Genomic DNA, 17,849 nt, shown 5'->3' with positions numbered 1-17,849 from the left:
TCATCCGTGAGACACCGCCATGGTTGCCATCACCCCGTCCATCTCCTGCCGCAACGACGGCCCCTTTGTCCTCTTCGGAGGCATCAACGTGCTCGAGTCGCGCGACCTGGCCTTGCGCGCCTGCGAGGAGTACGTGCGCGTCACCACGAAGCTGGGCATTCCCTATGTGTTCAAGGCCAGCTTCGACAAGGCCAACCGCTCGTCCATCCACTCCTATCGCGGCCCGGGGCTGGAGGAAGGCCTGAAGATCTTTGAGGCGGTGAAGGCGCAGTTCGGCGTGCCGGTGATCACCGACGTGCATGAGCCCTGGCAGGCCAAGCCCGTGGCCGAGGTGGTGGACGTGCTGCAGCTGCCCGCCTTCCTGGCGCGCCAGACCGACCTGGTGGTGGCGCTGGCCCAGACGGGCCGGGTGGTGAACGTCAAGAAGCCTCAGTTCCTGAGCCCCTCGCAGGTGCTCAACATCGTCGAGAAGTTCAGGGAAGCCGGCAACGAGCAGATCATCCTGTGCGACCGCGGCACCTGCTTCGGCTACGACAACCTGGTGGTGGACATGCTGGGCTTTGGCGTGATGAAGAAGGTCACGGGCGACCTGCCGGTGATCTTCGACGTGACGCATGCGCTGCAGCAGCGCGACCCGGGCGGCGCCGCCTCGGGCGGGCGCCGCCAGCAGGTGGCCGATCTGGCGCGCGCCGGCATGGCCGTGGGCCTGGCCGGCCTCTTTCTGGAAGCCCACCCCAACCCCGACCAGGCCAAGTGCGACGGCCCCAGCGCCCTGCCGCTGGACAAGCTCGAGGCCTTCCTGATGCAGATGAAGGCGATCGACGCGCTGGTGAAGGGGTTTGCGCCGCTGCGGATCGACTGACTGCCTAGGACAGGCCCGCCAGGCCCCCACGGAACCGGGCCAGCTGGTCGCGAACACCTTGGGCGATCGTGGCCCAGGTGCGCTGCGGAAAGTCCGCCGGCAGTTCAGCTTCCACGCGTTGCAGGGCCGGCTCCAGGCGCTCGGTGAGCGCCAGCATCTGGTGCCATAGGGGCGTCCCGCCCTGCTTCATGGCCAGGCCGTGCCAATGGCGCGCCTGGATGTTGTGCAGGTCGTAGTGCACGTTTTTGGCGCGCAGCGCCAAGGCCAGTTCGGCCTTGCGCCAGCGGAACTGGTTCGGCCCCTCGCCCACATAGGGAAAGATCGACAGCACGTCGTACAGCGGGGTCATCACGTAGGTGTCGCCGGGCGCCAGGAAGATGGAATAGTTCTTGGCGTGTCCGTCGGTGGCGGCCAGCAGCCAGAAGCTCAGTTGCGTGAGTGCGAAGAAGGCGCGATCGCCGCCATCGGCACTGCCTTCGAGCAGACGCAGGCAGTCGGCCATCCGAGGGCCGCCGTCCTTCTCATACTTTTTGGAGGGCGGGTAGCCCAGGGCCTGGCAGAAGTCTTCCTGGGGCAGGCGGGCGATCCAGGGGGTGCCGTTTTCGGACATCTGCCGTTCCCGGTCGAAGCGGGTGACGACCAGGGCTTTCTGATCCTCGAAGCGGGCCATCTCGGTGAGGGCCACCGGCAGGCCCAGCGCATGCAGCAGGCGTGAGCACAGCCATTCGTTCTCGACCGAGTCGCCCAGGTCCACGCGGCGCGAACCGCCGACCAGGCCCAGCGGCAGCTTGAGGATGTGCGTCGTGGGGGTGGCGCCGTGCGGCCGGCACCATTGGCGGCCGTCGTGCAGCAATGCTGTCTTCTCTTGCGCACCGGCCAGTGAGATGCGGAAGAGTTCGTCATCGGCTGCCTGGCCCAGCACCTTGTCGGACGGCACGGCGCGCAGGATGTTGGCCACCTGGAGCTCGCTCAACGGTTCGCTGTCGATGCGGTCCCAGCCCTGCGGCGCCATCCCCTCGGGCAGGAGCTGCACGGCACCGACGCAGTCGCGGCCGATGGCCTCGAGCAGCGCAAAGGGCTCCGTCGAGCGGGTGCGGTAGCGCCGCGCCACGCGCTCGCGAATGCGATCATTGTCGGGCAGCAGGTTGTCGAAGTAGTTCGCCACGGCGGGGCCGCGGACTTCGCGGTTGGCAGTGATCGGCAGGGACAGCGAAAGCGAGCGCCGCCGGGGCGACCTCAACCAGGCTTCGTCATACGTGAAGCTGTGGCTGCCGCGGTCCACGGTCCAGGTGCCGACGAACTGGCCGTTCATCCACGCCATGAGGCGCGACCTCACCACTGCCCCCGTTTCGGTGGTGCGGGCGTGGAGGCCGCTACCGGCCCGTGAGTGGAACTGCTCTCGCGAATCACCAGTTCAGCGTCCAGGGCGTGCAGGATCTGCAGGATCTGCTGCAGGCTGACAACACCGGGGTTGGCCTCGATCTCGACGATACGGGCTTGTGTGACGCCGATGGCAGCACCCAATTGGGCCTGTGTGAGGCCACGCTTCTTGCGCAACGCGGTCAGCTGTGGGCGCAACTGAGTGAGGGTCTTGAGGGGGTAGTCCATACCGCATGGTGTGTTCGGCGCAAATTACAAGACATATCTTGTTTTGTCAAGAAAAAGGCTTGAACTTGTAAATGCACAAAACAAGCTTCAGCTGATGATGAGCATCACGGTGCAGACCCCACCTCCTCCACCGCCAGCGCCTTGAACGCATCGCCCACCCCGTGCTCGGGCACGGCCAGCTGCCCTTCGGCCGCGAGGGTGTCGGCATGGGTGCGGCGCATCTCGAAGGTCTTGACGAGCCAGTAGCTCGCGAAGATCCACACGCCCGCCGCCTCGACGAGGAAGAGGGTCCAGCGGTAGCCCGAGCCCCGTTCCAGCAGCCAGCCCAAGGCGCCGGCAGCCACGGGCGCGAGGATCATCGCCACGCCCAGGCCCTGGTAGGTGTGGCGGTAACGCCGGGCCAGGGCCGGGTCGCGGATGAGGCTCAGGGTGTCGGAGGCGCGGAAGATGCACACGTAGGCAATGGCCACGAAGAAGGCCGCTGCGAAGCTGCCGTGCAGCGACAGCGAGGGGCAGGCGTTGCCGCAGTCCCAGGCCATGGGCACCAGGGCCACACCCACCAGCAGCACGGCCGCCAGGTTGAGGGCATTGTTCTCCAGCGAGGTGATGCCCTTGTAGAGGTGCAGGCCGGCGGCCACGGCGCACAGGGTGCCGACGAAGACGTCGCGCGCGACGCCGTCGCCGGCGTGGTAGTAGGCGCTCATCGAGGCCTGCAGGGGCAATCCGCCCAGGAGCGCGCCCACCGACCACAGCGCCACCGGCAGGGCGATGGACAACAGGGCGATGCCCAGGCGCAGGCTCAGGTAGGTGGCGGTGATGTGCTCATTCAGGTGCTCGCGCGACATGGGGGGCTTTCACGGGACGGAGCCCTCAGCATAAGCCCACCCTTTCAGGCGATCCAGGCCGCAGCGGGCGCTCACATCCCCCGGTTCCGGGGGCGCTCTTCCTGAAACTCAGGGTTCATCCGTAATTTGTAATTATGGATTTTTGATCTATCGTGGAGATACACCCGCCGGCATGGGGCCGGCCGCGAGCGCGGGATGACCAACCTGAGTGAGCTCCACAGCGCGATCCGCCCGACCACTCTGCATGAGGAGGTCGCGTCCCGATTGCGCACGCTGATCTTCGAGCGCCGGCTGGCGCCCGGGGCCTGGGTGGACGAGAAGGCCCTGGCGGCCGAATGGGGCATCAGCCGCACGCCCTTGCGGGAGGCCCTGAAGGTGCTGGCGGCCGAGGGCCTGGTGACGGCGGTGCCGCGCCGTGGCTGTCAGGTGAATGAGCTGTCGGAAGACGATGCCGCCCAGCTTTTCCCGGTGATGGCCTTGCTGGAGGGGCGCTGCGCGCACGAGGCCGCGCTGCGTGCCACCGACGCCGAACTGGCCGAGTTGCAAGGCCTGCACGAGGCTCTGGAACTGCACGCCGCCGCACACGATGTGAACGGCTACTACCGGGCCAACCACGTCTTCCACAGCCGTGTGCAGGCGCTGGCAGGCAACCGCTGGCTCGACCGTGCGACCAACGAGCTGCGCAAGTTCATGCGCATGCTGCGCGGACGCCAGCTCAACTGGCCCGGCCGGCTGGAGGCATCGATCGCCGAGCACCGGGCGCTGATCGATGCCCTGGTCCGCCGCGACGCCCACCGCGCTGAGCGTCTGATGCACGACCACCTGATGGCCCAGCTCCAGGCTTTGCAGGCCCTGCGGGCCAACGAATCCCGCCCTGCCCCTCCCCCCGCGCCTTCGGAGAGCCCATGATGTTCCTGTCCCGCTCCAGCCCTGCCCGGCGCCGCACGAGTGCGCCTGTGGAACAGCGTTCCCCCCGGGCCCAGGCCCGCTTGCTCAACCAGGTCGTGGCGGGGTGCCACCGCCTGCTGTCCGAGCGCGGGGAGTCCAACAGCGTGGCCATTGCCGAAGAGGTGCTCGGCCTGTACGCCGGGCTCACGGCCGAGCAACGCCTGGCCTTCTTCAAGGTGCTGGACACCGAGTTCGGCCCCGACCCGAAGGCCGTGCTTGACGCCGCGCAGCGCTATGCCGAGGAACCCGAGGCGACGCGACTGATGGCCCTGGTGCAGGCGGCCGAGCCGCCCCGCCAGGAACTGCTGCGCCGACTGAACCGTGCCCCCGGGGGCACGGCCGTGATCATCGGCATGCGCCGCGCCCTGCTCGACCTGCTCAAGCACCAGCCCGCGCTGGCGGCGGTGGAGGCCGACTTCCTGCACCTGTTGTCGTCGTGGTTCAACCCGGGCTTCCTGCAGATGGAGCAGGTGGACTGGCGCTCGCCGGCCGAGCTGCTGGAGAAGATCATCCAGCACGAGGCCGTGCACGAGATCGACGGCTGGGCCGACCTGCGCCGCCGCCTGCAGCCCGACCGACGCTGCTTTGCCTTCTTTCACCCCCAGCTGCCGGGCGAACCGCTGATCTTCGTGGAAGTGGCGCTGGTGCCCGACATGCCGGCCGCCGTGGGCCCGCTGATCAACGCGCGCGACGAGCCCCAGGGCGACGAACGCCAGTTCAAGGTGGCCACCTTCTACTCCATCAGCAACTGCCAGCCGGGCCTGAAGGGCGTGTCACTGGGCAACTTCCTGATCAAGCGCGTGGCCGAACACCTGCAGCGCGAGTTCCCGCAGCTGCACACCTTCTGCACGCTGTCGCCCATCCCGGGCTTTGCGGCCTGGCTGCACAAGCATGCGCCGGGGCTGCGCGAGCGCGACGATCTCGCGCCCAAGCTGAAGGAGCGAGCCCTCAAGGCCCTGGCCGCGCTGGTGCAGCACGGCGGCGAGCCGGCCGCCCTGGCCAGCCTGGAGCCGGCGAAAGCGAGCGAGCCGCTGCGCGAGGCCCTTTGCACGCTTGCGGCCTTCTACCTCGCGCACGAGTCGGTGACGCCGCGCGGCGACCCGGTGGCCAAGTTCCACCTGGGCAACGGGGCGCGCCTGGAGCGGCTCAACTGGGCCGGTGATCTGTCACGCAAAGGCCTGAAACAGGCCCTGGGCCTGATGGTGAACTACCTCTACGATCTACGCCACATCGAAGACCACCACGAACGTTTTGTCCATGGTGAGGTGGTGGCCTCGCGAGCCCTGCAGCGGATGCTGTAGAAACGGGTTTTCCCACCTCACACCCATCACGAAGAAGGAGACATGTCCATGAAAAGCACGCCTCGCCGCGCGAGCCTGCGCACCCTGGCCGCCGCGGCGGCACTGGCCGTCACGGGCTTGGCCGCCCCCCTGGCCCTCGCCCAGGCGAGCTGGCCCACCAAGCCCGTCACCATCATCGTGCCCTTCCCGGCCGGCGGCGGCACCGATGCCTTCGCCCGCCCGCTCTCGGCAGCCCTCACCAAGCACCTGGGCCAGCAGATCCTCATCGACAACAAGGGCGGCGCCGGCGGCACGCTGGGCGCCGGCATTGCCTCGCGCGCTGCGCCGGACGGCTACACCTTCTTCATGGGGGGTGCCCACCACGCGATCGCCCCGTCCATGTACCCCAAGCTCGACTACGACATCGAAAAGGACTTCGTGCCGGTGGGCCTGGTGTCCAACGTGCCGCAGGTGATCGTGGTGCACCCGGGCAAGGTGGCTGCCAACACGCTGCCCGAGCTGCTGGCTGACATGCGCGCCAACCCCGGCAAGCGCAACTACGGCTCGGCGGGCAATGGCTCCTCGCACCACCTCGCCGGTGAGCTCTTCAAGCTGCAGAGCAAGACCTTCATCACCCACATCCCCTACCGCGGCGCGGGCCCCATGCTGCAGGACCTGATCGCCGGCCAGGTGGACATGGCCTTCGATGGCCTGGGCTCATCGGCGGGCCACATCCGGGGCGGGCGCATCAAGCCCATCGCGGTGGCGGCCACCAAGCGCGCGGCGGCCTTCCCCGACATCCCGACAGCGGCCGAGGCCGGCCTGCCCGACTACGTGGTCTCTACCTGGTACGGGATGTGGGCCCCCAAGGGCACGCCCAAGGACGCCGTGGACAAGATGGCTGCCGCGATGAAGGCGGTCATGAATACCCCCGAGCTCAAGCAGATGTGGACCAACATGGGCACCGAAACCCCCGACCTCTACGGTGACGCCTACGGCAAGTTCGTCAGCAGCGAGCTCAAGCGCTGGGCAGAAGTCGTGAAGGCTTCCGGCGCGAAACTGGACTGACCCTCTCGTGAGTGGCCGTGTCCTCGTCTCCCCGCATCCCGGGCTGCCCGGCGTGCAGGTGGTGGAGCTTGCCAACCCGGGCAAGCTCAACGCCATCAGCATCGGCATGTGGGAAACGCTGCGCGAGGTGTTTGCGCAGTGGCACCAGCGCGATCCCGGCCTGCGCGCCGTGATCGTGCGCGGGGCCGGGGGGGTGTTCGCGGCCGGTGCCGACATCGACGAGCTGCCGGGCTTCCGCTTCGAGGTGGACAGCCTGCAGCACTTTCACGAGCACATCGTGGCGCCGGCCCTGCAGGCGCTGCTCGACTGCGAGGTGCCCCTGGTGGCGCAGATCGACGGCGTGTGCGTGGGCGGCGGCCTGGAAATCGCCGCTTGCTGCGACATCCGCATCGCCGGGCGCACTTCGCGCTTCGGGGCCCCCATCGGCCGCCTGGGCTTCCCGATGGCGCCCGACGAGCTGGCGGTGCTCAGCCGCGTGCTCGACCCGGGCACCGCAGCCGAGATCCTGCTGGAGGGCCGGCTGCTCGATGCCGCCACGGCTTGGCAGCGAGGCATCGTGCAGCGCCTGGTGGACGACGCCGACGTCGCGGCCGAGGCCACGGCCACCGCGCGGCGCATCGCCGCGCTGGCGCCCCATGCGGCCCGCCTGAACAAGCGCACGATGCGCCAGATCGCGCTGGGCCGCCCTTTCGATGCCGCCTGGCGGCGCGACCACTTCAGCTACGCTACCCACCCCGACCATCGCGAAGGCGTGATGGCCTTCATCGACAAGCGCGACCCGACCTTCTCCGGATCCTGATCCCCCCGATCTCCTGCGCCACACCATGAACAACCACAATCTCTTTGCTGCGCTGCGCGCGGCCTTCCCGACGCAGCTTGACGCCACCGCCATCGAAACCGACGACGGCCAGTACTACACCTGGCGCGACCTCGACCGCGGAACGGCCATGATCGCCAACCTGCTGGCCTCGCTCGACCTGCCCGAGGGCGCGCGGGTGGCGGTGCAGACCGAGAAGTCGGTCGAGGCGCTGATGCTTTACCTCGCCACGCTGCGTGCCGGCTACGTGTACCTGCCGCTGAACACCGCCTACCAGCAAAGCGAACTCGACTACTTCATCGGCAATGCCGAACCCAGTGTGGTGGTGTGCACGGGCAAGAACTTCGGCTGGGTGAGCAAGCTCGCGTTCAAGGCCGGCACGAAGCACGTGTTCACGCTCAACGAAGACCGCACCGGCACCCTGCTGGAGCGCGCCTCGCACCACAGCGACGAGCACGAGATCGCGGTCAAGGGCGAGGACGACCTGGCCGCCATCCTCTACACCAGCGGCACCACCGGGCGCAGCAAGGGCGCCATGCTCACGCACGGCAACATGCGCAGCAACGCGCTCACCCTCAAGAGCTACTGGGACTGGCGGCCCGGCGACGTGCTGGTGCACGCCCTGCCCATCTTCCATGTGCATGGCCTCTTCGTGGCCGTGCATGGCGCGCTCATCAACGGCAGCAAGATGCTGTGGTGCGCCAGGTTCGACCCGAAGCGGGTGATGGAGCTGCTGCCGCGCGCCACGGTGTTCATGGGCGTGCCCACGCTGTACGTGCGCCTGCTGGGCGAGGCCGGTTTCGGCCGCGAGACCTGCCGCCACATGCGCCTGTTCATCAGCGGCTCGGCCCCGCTGCTGCTCGAAACCTTCAACGAGTTCCGCGAGCGCACCGGCCACACCATCCTCGAGCGCTACGGCATGAGCGAAACCGTGATGCTCACCTCCAACCCCTGCAAGCCCGAGGACGGCGAGCGCTTGGGCGGCACCGTGGGCAAGCCCCTGCCCGGCGTGGAGGTGCGCGTGGTCGATGACAAGGGCCTGCGCTGTCCGGTGGGCGAAATCGGCAACGTCGAGGTGCGCGGGCCCAACGTCTTCAAGGGCTACTGGCGCATGCCGGAGAAGACCAAGGAGGAGTTCACGCCCGACGGCTGGTTCAAGACCGGCGACGTGGGGCGCTTCGACGCGAAGGGCTACCTCACCATCGTGGGCCGCAGCAAGGACCTCATCATCAGCGGCGGCTACAACGTCTACCCGGCCGAGATCGAGGGCTACATCAACGAGATGCCCGGCGTGGCCGAATCCGCGGTGATTGGCGTGCCCCACCCCGACTTCGGCGAAGCCGTGGTGGCCGTGGTGGTGCCCAAGCCCGGTGCCACGCCGGATGGCGAGGCCATCATCGCGCAGCTCAAGCGCCAGATCGCCAACTTCAAAGTGCCCAAGCGCGTGTTCGTGCAGCCCGAACTGCCGCGCAACACCATGGGCAAGGTGCAGAAGAACCTGCTGCGGCAGGCACACCAGGACCTGTTCAAGACCTGAGCCCGGCGGGCCAAATCAGCCGGCCCCGAACGCGTCCCACCCCGTCTTCAGGATCAGCGCGCCCACCACCACGATGAAGAAGACGCGCACGAAGCCGGCGCCGTGCTTGAGCGCCAGGCGCGTGCCCAGCAGGCTGCCCACCACGTTGGCCACGGCCATCACCAGGGCGTAATGCCACCAGACGTGACCCTTCCAGGCGAACAGCGTCAGGGCCGAGAGGTTGGTGGCCGTGTTCAGCAGCTTGGCGCTGGCCGAGGCGTGAAGGAAGTCGTAACCCAGCACGCGCACGAAGAGGAAGACGAAGAAGCTGCCGGTGCCCGGGCCGAAGAACCCGTCGTAGAAGCCGACGACCAGGCCGATCAGTGAGGCGAGCAGCGCTTCGGCGCGCCCGTGGTGGTGACGGGTGTGATCGCGGCCCAGATCCTTCTTCGCCAGGGTGTAGAGGAAGACGGCCCCCAGGATGAAAGGCAGGGCCTTGCGCAGGCCCTCGGCGGACACCTGCGTGACGGCCCAGGCCCCCAGGAAGCCGCCGGCCAGTGCGGCCACGGCGGCCGGCAGCAGGGCCGACCAGGGCAGGGTCACGCGCCGGCTGTACTGCAGCGTGGCCCAGGCCGTGCCCCAGACCGAGGCCCCCTTGTTGGTGCCAAAGAGCGTGGCCGGGGCTGCGCCGGGAAAGAGGCCGAACAGGGCGGGCACCAGGATGAGGCCGCCGCCACCGACAATGGCGTCCACAAAGCCGGCCAGCAGCGAGGCCAGCGTGACGACGACGAATTCGAGCATGGGGTGAGGACGACGGCGCGCGAGGCACCCAAAAACAAAGGGCGCCGGCTTGTGGCCAGCGCCCTTCAATTGTGACATTCGTTGTGTGCGTCACAGAGTCTCTTCGTCTTCTCTGTGTCTCCTCAGTCCCCCGCCGTGTGCAGGCCCGTCGGGCGGGTCCGCAGCGAGTGCCCGCACTTTAGGCAAAGCCCGCCGACGGTGCACTAGGGGTTTACCTGCACAAATTTGGAGCAGTTTCGACCCCGGGAGAACCCCTCCCCTTGGATGGAGGGGTGCGAAAGCCGCGCAAACGGCGGCAAAAGTCACACCCCAGGTGACAATCCCGAATACGAACGCCCGTGCACTTCTGTGACACTTTGAAACATGGGACGTCATCCCGCGCCGTCCCGGTGCACGAACGCTCGATTCTGGAGGCCCTTTATGACACCGACCCATCCCACCCGCCGCCAACTGATCCTGGGCGCGGCCGCCGCCGTGGGCAGCGCCTGGGCTTTGCCTGGGCGGGCGCAGGACAGCAGCGACATCGTGGTGGGGCAGAGCGCACCGCTGAGCGGCCCGGTGGCCGTGGCCTTCCAGGGGGCCCTGGCCGGAGAGCGTCTGGCCTTCGAGGAAATCAACCGCAAGGGCGGCATCAACGGCCGGCGCATCCGCCTGGTGCTGCTCGATGACGCCTACGACACCCAGCGCACCGTCGAAAACGTGCGCCAGCTGGTCGAGCAGGAAAAGGTGGTGGCCCTCACCGGCCTGGGCAGCACGGCCGGGGTGGCGGCCATCCTGCCCTACATCGCCGAGAAGCGCATGCCGCTGGTGGGCGTGTACACCGGCGCGCATGTGCTGCGCCTGCGTCCTCACCCCACCATGTTCACCACCCAGGCCAGCTTCAAGGACGAGGTGGAACACCAGTTGCGCACACTCGTCACGCTGAAGATGGACAAGGTGGGCGTGGCCTTCCAGGACAACGAGTTCGGCAAGCTGATGATGCCGGTGGTGGAAGCCACGGCCAAGGAGCTGGGCGCCACGCTGGTGGCCTCGGCCCCGCTGGCGGTGGATGGCAGTACCTCGGCCCAGGCCGTGGGCACCATCGCCCAGGCCCGGCCCCAGGCGGTGCTGCTGATCGCCGTGGGGCCGTCGGTGGTGGGTTTCGTGAAGGCGGCCAAGGCCGGGTTGAACGTGCCGATCTACACCCTCTCGGTGGCCGCGAGCGCCGTGCCGGCCCTGGGGGGCGATGCCCGGGGCCTGGCCATGACCCAGATCGTGCCCTTCCCCTGGCGCCAGGTGCACCCGATGGCGCGCGACTTCAACCGCGAGGCCGCCGCGGCCGACGTGGCCGTCAACTACAACAGCTATGGCGGCTATCTGGGGGCGCGTTTCCTCATCGAGGCCCTGCGGCGCTCGGCGCCCGCCATCACCTCGGACAACCTCATCCGCACGATCCAGGGCATCCGCAATTTCGACCTGGGCGGCATCCAGCTCAACTTCAGCCCCACCAACCACCACGGCACGAACTGGGTGGAGATCACCATCGTCGGCCCGGATGGCAAATTCATGCGGTGATCTCTTACAGTGGGTGGTCCCCACCACCCCCTGCCGGAGTCCCGCATGCCATTCGCCTTCTCCTTCGCGCCTGTACGCCGCCGGGTCCTGGCGGCCCTGTCCGTGGCCGCGCTCGCCGCGGCCGGTGTGGCCCAGGCCCAGTCGCCACAGCCCATCCGGCTGCTGGTGGGCTTTCCCGCCGGCGGGGGCACCGATGCCATCGCCCGCACCCTCGCCGATCGCCTGAAAGAACACCTGGGCGGCCGCCAGGTGCTGGTCGAGAACAAGCCCGGTGCCGGCGGCCAGATCGCCGCGCAGACGCTCAAGGCGTCACCGGCCGATGGCAGCACCTTCTTCATCTCGCACGACCACACCATCACCATCCTGCCGATGGTGGTGAAGAACCCCGGCTACGACTCGGCCCGCGACTTCGTGCCGGTGGCCGGCTTTGCCACTTTCGTGAACGCCTTTGCGCTGTCGGCCGGCACGCCGGCCAAGAGCGTGGACGAGTATGTGGCCTGGGTGAAGTCGCAGGGCCAGGGCAAGGCCACCATCGGCGTGCCCGCACCGGCGTCCACGCCCGAGTTCCTGGTCAAGGTGATGGGCGAGCGCTACGGGCTCGACCTCGTACCGGTGCCCTACCGTGGCAGCGCGCCGATGATCGGCGACATGCTGGGCAACCAGATTGCCGCGGGCACGGGCTCGGTGCCCGACTTCATCGAGCACCACAAGGCCGGCAAGCTGCGTGTGGTGGCCGTGCTGGGCGGCCAGCGCCAGGCCGTGCTGCCCGACGTGCCCACCTTCTCGGAACTGGGCCTCAAGGGCCTGGAAGACCTGCCCTACTACGGCATCTTCGCGCCGGCCGGCACGCCCCAGCCGACGCTCGACCAGTTCGCCCAGGCCCTGGCCAAGGTGATCGCCGAGCCCGAGGTGAAGCAGCGCCTCACCGGCTGGGGCCTGGACGTGGCCTTCATGAGCGGCGCCCAGCTGACCCAGCGCGAGGCGGCCTACCGCCAGGTCTGGGCCGAGATCATCCGCAAGACGGGCTTCCAGCCGCAATGACCACGCTCAGAAGGGGTAGTGGCGCGGCGCGGTCTGCACCGTGATCCAGCGCAGCTCGGTGAACTCCGCCACGCCTGCCTTGCCGCCGTCAGTCTTCAGCCATTGCGCCGCGCCCCAGCGGTCGCCTGCATGGCCGCAATCGCCTCTTCATCCCGATACCCCGGCTCGCGCCGCCACGGGTCATCGGGCTCGATGCGGCACTCGTCTTCCACCCACTGCGGCCACTGCGGGATCTTGCTGGTGCGCATCACGATCCAGCGGAACAGGCTCTCGGGCAAGAAGAACACCTGCGCCAGGATCTGGAGCAAGGGCGAGCCATTCAGGGTCAGCGTGATGCGCTCCCACCCAAATGCCCATGACTCCTTTTGACGATCAATGGGCGGCAGCATGATCAGCGGCACTGGTTGGATCCTCTGCAAGGCCACAGCCGGTCCCTCCTGCATGTACAGCCGGAAGAACTCGAAGTGGTTGCGCAACTTCACCTCGCCCTGCTTGCTCGTGGAGTTCACACTCAATGCGAACGTCTCGAGCACCGTCTTGCCCGATTCATCCATCACATGGCCCGCCACGTTGAGCCAGCCCAGCGGGTTCGCATGGCCCAGGATCGTCCAGTACACCCGATCCCACGGTGCCTTGAGCACCGTGCCGTCAGGACGGAAGGCGTACACCTGACGGTTCTTGCGGTTGAACCGGATCGGGTAGTGGGTGTAGGTGAAGGCGTCGCAGAGGAAGATGTAAGCCGTGACAGCCAAAAGCACTGGAAACACGAGAAGAAAGAACAAGCCAATCGGGTGCCAATGTTTGAAGATGTTGGTAACAAGGACCCACATACCGAAAGCAACGGCCGAAAAGGCAGCCGCTCCGAACATCGCCCCAAACCCTCTCTCCGCATACCACTTGTCCACGCATTCGACAAAGGTCGAGTTCAGGCGGATCAGCGACAACTGGTAGTGCGGGGCATCACCCGCCGGTTTGCGAATGTCCAGACGCAGCTCGCGCTCGCGCGCGGTGAGCGGGCGCTTCACGTGGAAACGATGGATCACATTCTTGATCAAAGGCATCGACAGCTCCTCAACCCGCCGTGCCCAGCGCCACGCCGTACTCTTCAAGCTGCGTGCGCGCATCCGGATACTTGTCTGCACCGATCCCAAAGTGGCAACGCCTCAGCCAGGCCTGCAACTTGTTGTCCTTCGCGTCTTCGATGAAGAAGGCCAGGATACCCAGCGCCACCAGCATCCCGATCAGGATGACCCACCCCACAACAGGAAGTCCGGCCACTCCCACAGCAAGGTACAGGCCTATGGATGCAGTGATGCCCAGAAAACCTGAGGCAATGTACATCCAGCCAAGGGACGTGTCACCCCTATCGAACTCGCTGCCCGCGCACATCAAGTCCACCACCCCCATCAATATTCCCGCCCCAAGCCCAAGGCGGCGGCCGAGCAGCTTCAACTTCTCAGGCACGACGGACTGCCCCAGCCCCAACGCATTGCCCAGCCGGGTTCCTGCTGTGGCCTGCCCCAGGCTCTCGATCGCAAAGCCCGCGATCGCCAGCGTGGCCAGAGCCAGCCGGGTGCGTGCCTCGGGCCGTTCGTGGCGCATGCCCTGGAAGGCGTCTTCCACCAGCTTGCTGTAGTTGAAGGCCATCAGCACCCCGCCCAGGACACCGGCGGCCAGGCTTGCGCGCGACAAGGCTGACTGGGCACGCGCCATGTCGATGGCCTTGAGTTGCGCCGGGCTGCGCAGCGCCTGGGCCACCTGCTGGGCCAAGGCGTTGCCGCTGTGCCCCTTGGCCGCCGCAGACTGTACCGCCTGCCGGTCGATCAAGGCATACCAGCCCTGGCGCCGTGAGCCCTCCAAGGGAACGCCTTCCACCTGCAGGAGCCTGAGCTGCGCCGCCACGGCCCGGCCCACTTGATTCGGCCGGGCCTTCAGGCTCGGGTCGATGGCGTAGAGCTGCTCGATGATGAGCTGCACGAACTGGTCGCGCCGGCCGGCCACCGGCACCCGCACAAAGCGCTGGCCGCTGGCAGCCGCCATGGCCGTGGCCGCCTTGCCGCTGGCACGTCCTTCATCGAAGTCTTTCCAGTACCGCAAGGCAGCCCCGCTGAGCCCGTCCATGACCGCCCCCAGGTGGGCCTTGGCGCTGTCGGGTAGCTTGTCCAGCATGGACGAGAACGCGCTGGCCACCGCGTCGGTGGGGTAGAGGCGCAGATCGCTCGCGCCGCTGGCATCGGCCTGGTTCACAGCGCGGGCCAGTTCCTCCTGGTTGAAAGCCAGCGCGCGCATCACGAGGTTGGATGCCGCGCTGGCGTCTCCCTCACGCAGCCATCGCAGGTACAGCTCGAAGCTGGGCTGCTTGTCGCTGGTGTAGCGCATCATCAGGCCCACGGCAGCCGTGTAGGCCAAACCACTATGAATATCGGCAGCGTCGTAGTTGCAGGCCATCGCGCCTTGCATCAGCCCGTGCTGCATCCACGCGGCGTGGGCCTGGGCCAACGGGGCAATATGATCTTTGTCATAGGCCTCGAAGGCACGGTGGTGCTGCTGCAGCCAGTCTCGAGCAGCGGCCGGGTCAAAACGCGGCAGATCGCGATGATCGTGGGTATAGCGTCGCCACGCCCTTTGTGCGACCGTATTCAAGCCATCCACCGTGTGGCGGCGCAACAGGGCCGCGGCTCTCGGGTTGCCGGGAGGCTCCATCATCGCCGCCATGGTGCCCACCGGCAGTTCCATGCGTCGCTCCTCATCCTGGGCCAGTGCTTCGCCAGCGATGATTTCGCTGAGCTTGGCCTGCTCCTTGAGTTGCTGCTCCAGATTGACGATGGCGCTGGCTGCAAAGTGAGGTTTCTCGACGTCGGACCGGCTCATGTAGATCAGCTTGCGGGCTTCGGCCAGGGCAGCGATCTCCATGGCCAAACCCACCGGGTCATGCAGCGCCACAATGGCCGCGCCACCTTGGGGGCGGGCTTGCTGAACCGCCTGCAAGAAGGCCTGCGCTGCGGCATGGCGGCTGCTGAAGGGGTGTGGGCACCACGGGCCGAAACGCTGCTGCCCGGCTTGCGCGCCCAGTTGGAACTCGGGCAACCATTGCCCCACTTGCTCGATGGGTGCGGTGCGGGCCTGTGGCTCGACCCTGCCGCCGCTCACGGTGATGCAGGTCATGTGCCGCTGGCGCACGGCCGCGTCGTCGTGTTGGTTGAGCACCGCATCGGTCCATTGCACGTCGCTGAAGCCGATCCACACCTTGGTGGCGTGCCTGGGGTTGCGGATGGTGATGACGCCGGCCAGGGGCGCCGCACCGTTGCGCGCACAGCGAAAGTGTGTGGCGATGTTGTGCCGCACCTTGAACGCCCGGATGCGCTCAGGCAGCTTGGTGAGGAAGCCGTCGGCGGTGACGAAGTATTCGTCCCAGCGCTTGCGGGCTTCGTCGTAGACATAGACATAGCCGCTGCGCAGCAGGCGCAGCCCGTAGTGAGCCGAGGCGCCCAGGCTCACCTGCGTGAGCTCCGGCGGCGCCAGGTGCCCCGAGACCCGGGGCGCCTGTGCGTCCGCAGGCATCAGGGCATAGCGCGCCAGCAGCAGGGGTAGGCCCTCCTTGGCGCAGGTTTCACAGGGGGTTTCGCAGATGAGGGGGGTGGCAGCAGGGGCTGCGGCATTCACGACGAGTTCCTTCCTGAATTTGATCTGCTTGTACGACCCGGCATGCGCTGCGGTCGTTTGCAGTGAAGGACTCCATCACCCTGCCCTGGCACGCAGCCTCGCCAAGTCGCGCGCAGTATGGCGGCCCAGCAGCGTCTGCCAACCCCTCCTTTGCAGGAATTACGAACGTTTACAACCTTGCCACGCTAGACCAGCAGCTCGATGTGTCAGAACGGATAGTGCCTTGGCGCGGTCTGCACCGTGATCCAGCGCAGCTCGGTGAACTCCGCTACGCCCGCCTTGCCGCCGAAGCGCCCATAGCCGCTGGCCTTCACGCCGCCGAAGGGCATCTGGGCCTCGTCGTGCACGGTGGGGCCGTTGACGTGGCAGATGCCCGACTCGATGCGCCGTGCCACCTGCAGGGCGCGTGCGATGTCACGGCCGAAGACGGCCGATGACAGGCCGTATTCGTTGTCGTTCGCGCAGGTAATCGCTTCCTCCACGCCCTTCACGCGCACGATGCACTTCACCGGGCCGAAGGTCTCCTCGTGGTAGATCCTCATGTCGGGCGTCACGCGGTCGAGCAGCGTGGCGGGCATCAGCGTGTTCTCGGCCTTGCCGCCGCACAGCAGCTTGGCGCCCTTGGCCAGCGCATCGTCGATGAGGGCGTTGCAGTGCTCCACGGTGCCCATGCCGATCACCGAGCCCAGCACCACCGGGTCGCTCTTGCGCGGGTCGCCCAGCGGCAGGCCCTTCGCCTTGGTGACGAGCTTGTCGATGTAGGCATCGGCGATCTTCTCGTCCACGATGATGCGCTCAGTGCTCATGCAGATCTGGCCGGAGTTGGCAAAGGCCCCGAAGGCCGTGGCGTTCACGGCATCGTCCAGGTCGGCATCGTCGAGCACCACGATGGGGGCCTTGCCGCCCAGTTCCAGCACCACCGGCTTGAGGTACTTGGCGCAGGTCATCGCGATGATCTTGCCCACCTTGGTGGAGCCGGTGAAGTTCACGCGCTTGACGGCCGGGTGGGCGACCATAGCTTCCACCACGGCGCCGGCATCGGCGGGGGCATTGGTGATGTAGTTCACCACACCCGGCGGGAAGCCGGCGTCCTGCAGCGCCTCGACGATGAGCTGGTGGGTGCGCGGGCAGTTCTCGGAGCCCTTGAGGATGACGGTGTTGCCGCAGGCCAGCGGTGTGGCGATGGCGCGCACACCCAGGATGACGGGGGCGTTCCACGGGGCGATGCCCAGCACCACGCCGGCGGGCTGGCGCACGCCCATGGCCAGCGAGCCGGGCACGTCGGAGGGGATCACCTCGCCGGCGATCTGCGTGGTGAGGGCGGCGGCCTCGCGCAACATGCCGGCGGCCAGGAAGACGTTGAAGCCGGCCCACATGCCGGTGGCGCCGGTCTCGGCCGGCACGGCTTCCACGAACTTCGGCGTCTTGGCCTCCAGCGCGTCGGCGGCCTTGAGCAGCAGGGCGCGGCGTTCGCCGGGGCCCGTCTGGCTCCAGGTCTTGAAGGCTTCGGCGGCGGCCTCCACCGCAGCCACCGCGTCGGCGGTGCTGGCCGCAGGGGCGCGCGTGGCCACGCTGCCGTCGAGCGGGTTGCGACGTTCGAAGGTGGCGCCCTTTTCGGCGGAAACGGCCAGGCCGTTGATGAGCATGGACAGGTCGGACATGGACTTCTCCTTCGTGTCGGTGGAAGAGGATGAGGAAGAGGAGGCAGCGCCCGAGGGGGCGCCCAGATAGGCCTGGCGGATCACCGTGGAGCGCGACAGCAGCGTGGCCGGGCCGCTGGCCACGAGCACGCCACGTTCGAGCACATAGCCCCGGTCGGCCACCGCCAGGGCCTTGCGCACGTTCT

Annotated in this window: 15 protein-coding genes; 8 read left to right on the top strand and 7 right to left on the bottom strand. The window is 67.6% G+C overall.

Going from position 1 to position 17,849, the window contains the following annotated elements:
* Positions 1–19: 19 nt before the first annotated feature.
* Positions 20–862: a 3-deoxy-8-phosphooctulonate synthase gene (gene kdsA / locus C1704_RS03905; protein ID WP_104301189.1), complete on the top strand. Its 843-nt coding sequence runs from the start codon at positions 20–22 to the stop codon at positions 860–862.
* Between the two features lie 4 nt (positions 863–866).
* Here the strand turns inward: kdsA and C1704_RS03900 are convergent, their stop codons facing one another.
* The 3 genes from C1704_RS03900 to C1704_RS03890 all read right to left on the bottom strand — a co-directional run bounded on the left by C1704_RS03900 (position 867) and on the right by C1704_RS03890 (position 3,315).
* Positions 867–2,183 carry a type II toxin-antitoxin system HipA family toxin gene (locus tag C1704_RS03900; RefSeq protein WP_245876368.1) on the bottom strand — a complete coding sequence of 439 codons (1,317 nt, stop codon included), beginning with the start codon at positions 2,181–2,183 and terminating at the stop codon, positions 867–869.
* Between the two features lie 11 nt (positions 2,184–2,194).
* On the bottom strand, positions 2,195–2,470 hold the full coding sequence (locus C1704_RS03895; protein WP_104301185.1) for a helix-turn-helix domain-containing protein: 276 nt from the start codon (positions 2,468–2,470) through the stop codon (positions 2,195–2,197).
* Positions 2,471–2,574: 104 nt separating this feature from the next.
* Entirely contained in the window at positions 2,575–3,315 is a 741-nt protein-coding gene (locus tag C1704_RS03890) for a hypothetical protein (protein WP_104301183.1), read from the bottom strand.
* A 195-nt stretch (positions 3,316–3,510) separates the two neighbouring features.
* Here C1704_RS03890 and C1704_RS03885 point away from each other — a divergent pair, with 195 nt between their 5' ends.
* The 5 genes from C1704_RS03885 to C1704_RS03865 are packed head-to-tail and all read left to right on the top strand — an operon-like array spanning position 3,511 to position 8,965.
* Positions 3,511–4,224 (top strand): GntR family transcriptional regulator, encoded by a 714-nt coding sequence (locus C1704_RS03885; protein WP_104301181.1) that lies wholly within the window; start codon positions 3,511–3,513, stop codon positions 4,222–4,224.
* Entirely contained in the window at positions 4,221–5,564 is a 1,344-nt protein-coding gene (locus C1704_RS03880; RefSeq protein WP_245876367.1) for a malonyl-CoA decarboxylase, read from the top strand. Before C1704_RS03885 ends, C1704_RS03880 begins: the two co-directional genes overlap by 4 nt.
* Before the next feature lie 48 nt (positions 5,565–5,612).
* Positions 5,613–6,611: a Bug family tripartite tricarboxylate transporter substrate binding protein gene (locus tag C1704_RS03875; RefSeq protein ID WP_104301177.1), complete on the top strand. Its 999-nt coding sequence runs from the start codon at positions 5,613–5,615 to the stop codon at positions 6,609–6,611.
* Positions 6,612–6,618: 7 nt separating this feature from the next.
* Positions 6,619–7,410 carry an enoyl-CoA hydratase/isomerase family protein gene (locus C1704_RS03870; protein ID WP_104301175.1) on the top strand — a complete coding sequence of 264 codons (792 nt, stop codon included), beginning with the start codon at positions 6,619–6,621 and terminating at the stop codon, positions 7,408–7,410.
* Positions 7,411–7,435: 25 nt separating this feature from the next.
* Positions 7,436–8,965 carry a malonate--CoA ligase gene (locus C1704_RS03865; protein ID WP_104301173.1) on the top strand — a complete coding sequence of 510 codons (1,530 nt, stop codon included), beginning with the start codon at positions 7,436–7,438 and terminating at the stop codon, positions 8,963–8,965.
* A 15-nt stretch (positions 8,966–8,980) separates the two neighbouring features.
* Here the strand turns inward: C1704_RS03865 and C1704_RS03860 are convergent, their stop codons facing one another.
* Positions 8,981–9,745, bottom strand: coding sequence for a TSUP family transporter (locus tag C1704_RS03860; RefSeq protein WP_104301171.1), 765 nt, complete (start codon positions 9,743–9,745; stop codon positions 8,981–8,983).
* Positions 9,746–10,165: 420 nt separating this feature from the next.
* Here C1704_RS03860 and C1704_RS03855 point away from each other — a divergent pair, with 420 nt between their 5' ends.
* Entirely contained in the window at positions 10,166–11,299 is a 1,134-nt protein-coding gene (locus tag C1704_RS03855) for an ABC transporter substrate-binding protein (RefSeq protein WP_104301169.1), read from the top strand.
* A 45-nt stretch (positions 11,300–11,344) separates the two neighbouring features.
* Complete coding sequence (locus C1704_RS03850; protein ID WP_104301167.1) at positions 11,345–12,340, top strand: Bug family tripartite tricarboxylate transporter substrate binding protein; 996 nt, start codon at positions 11,345–11,347, stop codon at positions 12,338–12,340.
* 95 nt (positions 12,341–12,435) lie between these two features.
* Here the strand turns inward: C1704_RS03850 and C1704_RS03845 are convergent, their stop codons facing one another.
* The 3 genes from C1704_RS03845 to C1704_RS17715 all read right to left on the bottom strand — a co-directional run bounded on the left by C1704_RS03845 (position 12,436) and on the right by C1704_RS17715 (position 17,664).
* Positions 12,436–13,401 (bottom strand): DUF6708 domain-containing protein, encoded by a 966-nt coding sequence (locus C1704_RS03845; RefSeq protein WP_104301165.1) that lies wholly within the window; start codon positions 13,399–13,401, stop codon positions 12,436–12,438.
* 10 nt (positions 13,402–13,411) lie between these two features.
* A complete protein-coding gene (locus tag C1704_RS03840; protein WP_104301163.1) occupies positions 13,412–16,003 on the bottom strand; it encodes a T6SS effector BTH_I2691 family protein in 2,592 nt (863 codons plus the stop codon).
* 206 nt (positions 16,004–16,209) lie between these two features.
* Entirely contained in the window at positions 16,210–17,664 is a 1,455-nt protein-coding gene (locus C1704_RS17715; protein WP_245876383.1) for an aldehyde dehydrogenase, read from the bottom strand.
* Between the last annotated feature and the right edge of the window lie 185 nt (positions 17,665–17,849).

The organism is Caldimonas caldifontis (genome assembly GCF_002930615.1).
Lineage (GTDB): Bacteria > Pseudomonadota > Gammaproteobacteria > Burkholderiales > Burkholderiaceae_C > Caldimonas > Caldimonas caldifontis.
Note: the sequence above shows the minus strand (reverse complement) of the source record. Positions and strands in the feature narration are given on the sequence as shown.

What these genes read in the sequence shown, in the direction of transcription:
- C1704_RS03885 (WP_104301181.1), top strand. Translation starts at nt 3,511, where the DNA reads ATGACCAACCTGAGTGAGCTCCACAGCGCGATCCGCCCGACCACTCTG.
- kdsA (WP_104301189.1), top strand. Translation starts at nt 20, where the DNA reads ATGGTTGCCATCACCCCGTCCATCTCCTGCCGCAACGACGGCCCCTTT.
- C1704_RS03880 (WP_245876367.1), top strand. Translation starts at nt 4,221, where the DNA reads ATGATGTTCCTGTCCCGCTCCAGCCCTGCCCGGCGCCGCACGAGTGCG.
- C1704_RS03895 (WP_104301185.1), bottom strand. Translation starts at nt 2,470, where the DNA reads ATGGACTACCCCCTCAAGACCCTCACTCAGTTGCGCCCACAGCTGACC.
- C1704_RS03855 (WP_104301169.1), top strand. Translation starts at nt 10,166, where the DNA reads ATGACACCGACCCATCCCACCCGCCGCCAACTGATCCTGGGCGCGGCC.
- C1704_RS03875 (WP_104301177.1), top strand. Translation starts at nt 5,613, where the DNA reads ATGAAAAGCACGCCTCGCCGCGCGAGCCTGCGCACCCTGGCCGCCGCG.
- C1704_RS03865 (WP_104301173.1), top strand. Translation starts at nt 7,436, where the DNA reads ATGAACAACCACAATCTCTTTGCTGCGCTGCGCGCGGCCTTCCCGACG.
- C1704_RS03850 (WP_104301167.1), top strand. Translation starts at nt 11,345, where the DNA reads ATGCCATTCGCCTTCTCCTTCGCGCCTGTACGCCGCCGGGTCCTGGCG.
- C1704_RS03900 (WP_245876368.1), bottom strand. Translation starts at nt 2,183, where the DNA reads ATGGCGTGGATGAACGGCCAGTTCGTCGGCACCTGGACCGTGGACCGC.
- C1704_RS03860 (WP_104301171.1), bottom strand. Translation starts at nt 9,745, where the DNA reads ATGCTCGAATTCGTCGTCGTCACGCTGGCCTCGCTGCTGGCCGGCTTT.
- C1704_RS03890 (WP_104301183.1), bottom strand. Translation starts at nt 3,315, where the DNA reads ATGTCGCGCGAGCACCTGAATGAGCACATCACCGCCACCTACCTGAGC.
- C1704_RS17715 (WP_245876383.1), bottom strand. Translation starts at nt 17,664, where the DNA reads ATGTCCGACCTGTCCATGCTCATCAACGGCCTGGCCGTTTCCGCCGAA.
- C1704_RS03845 (WP_104301165.1), bottom strand. Translation starts at nt 13,401, where the DNA reads ATGCCTTTGATCAAGAATGTGATCCATCGTTTCCACGTGAAGCGCCCG.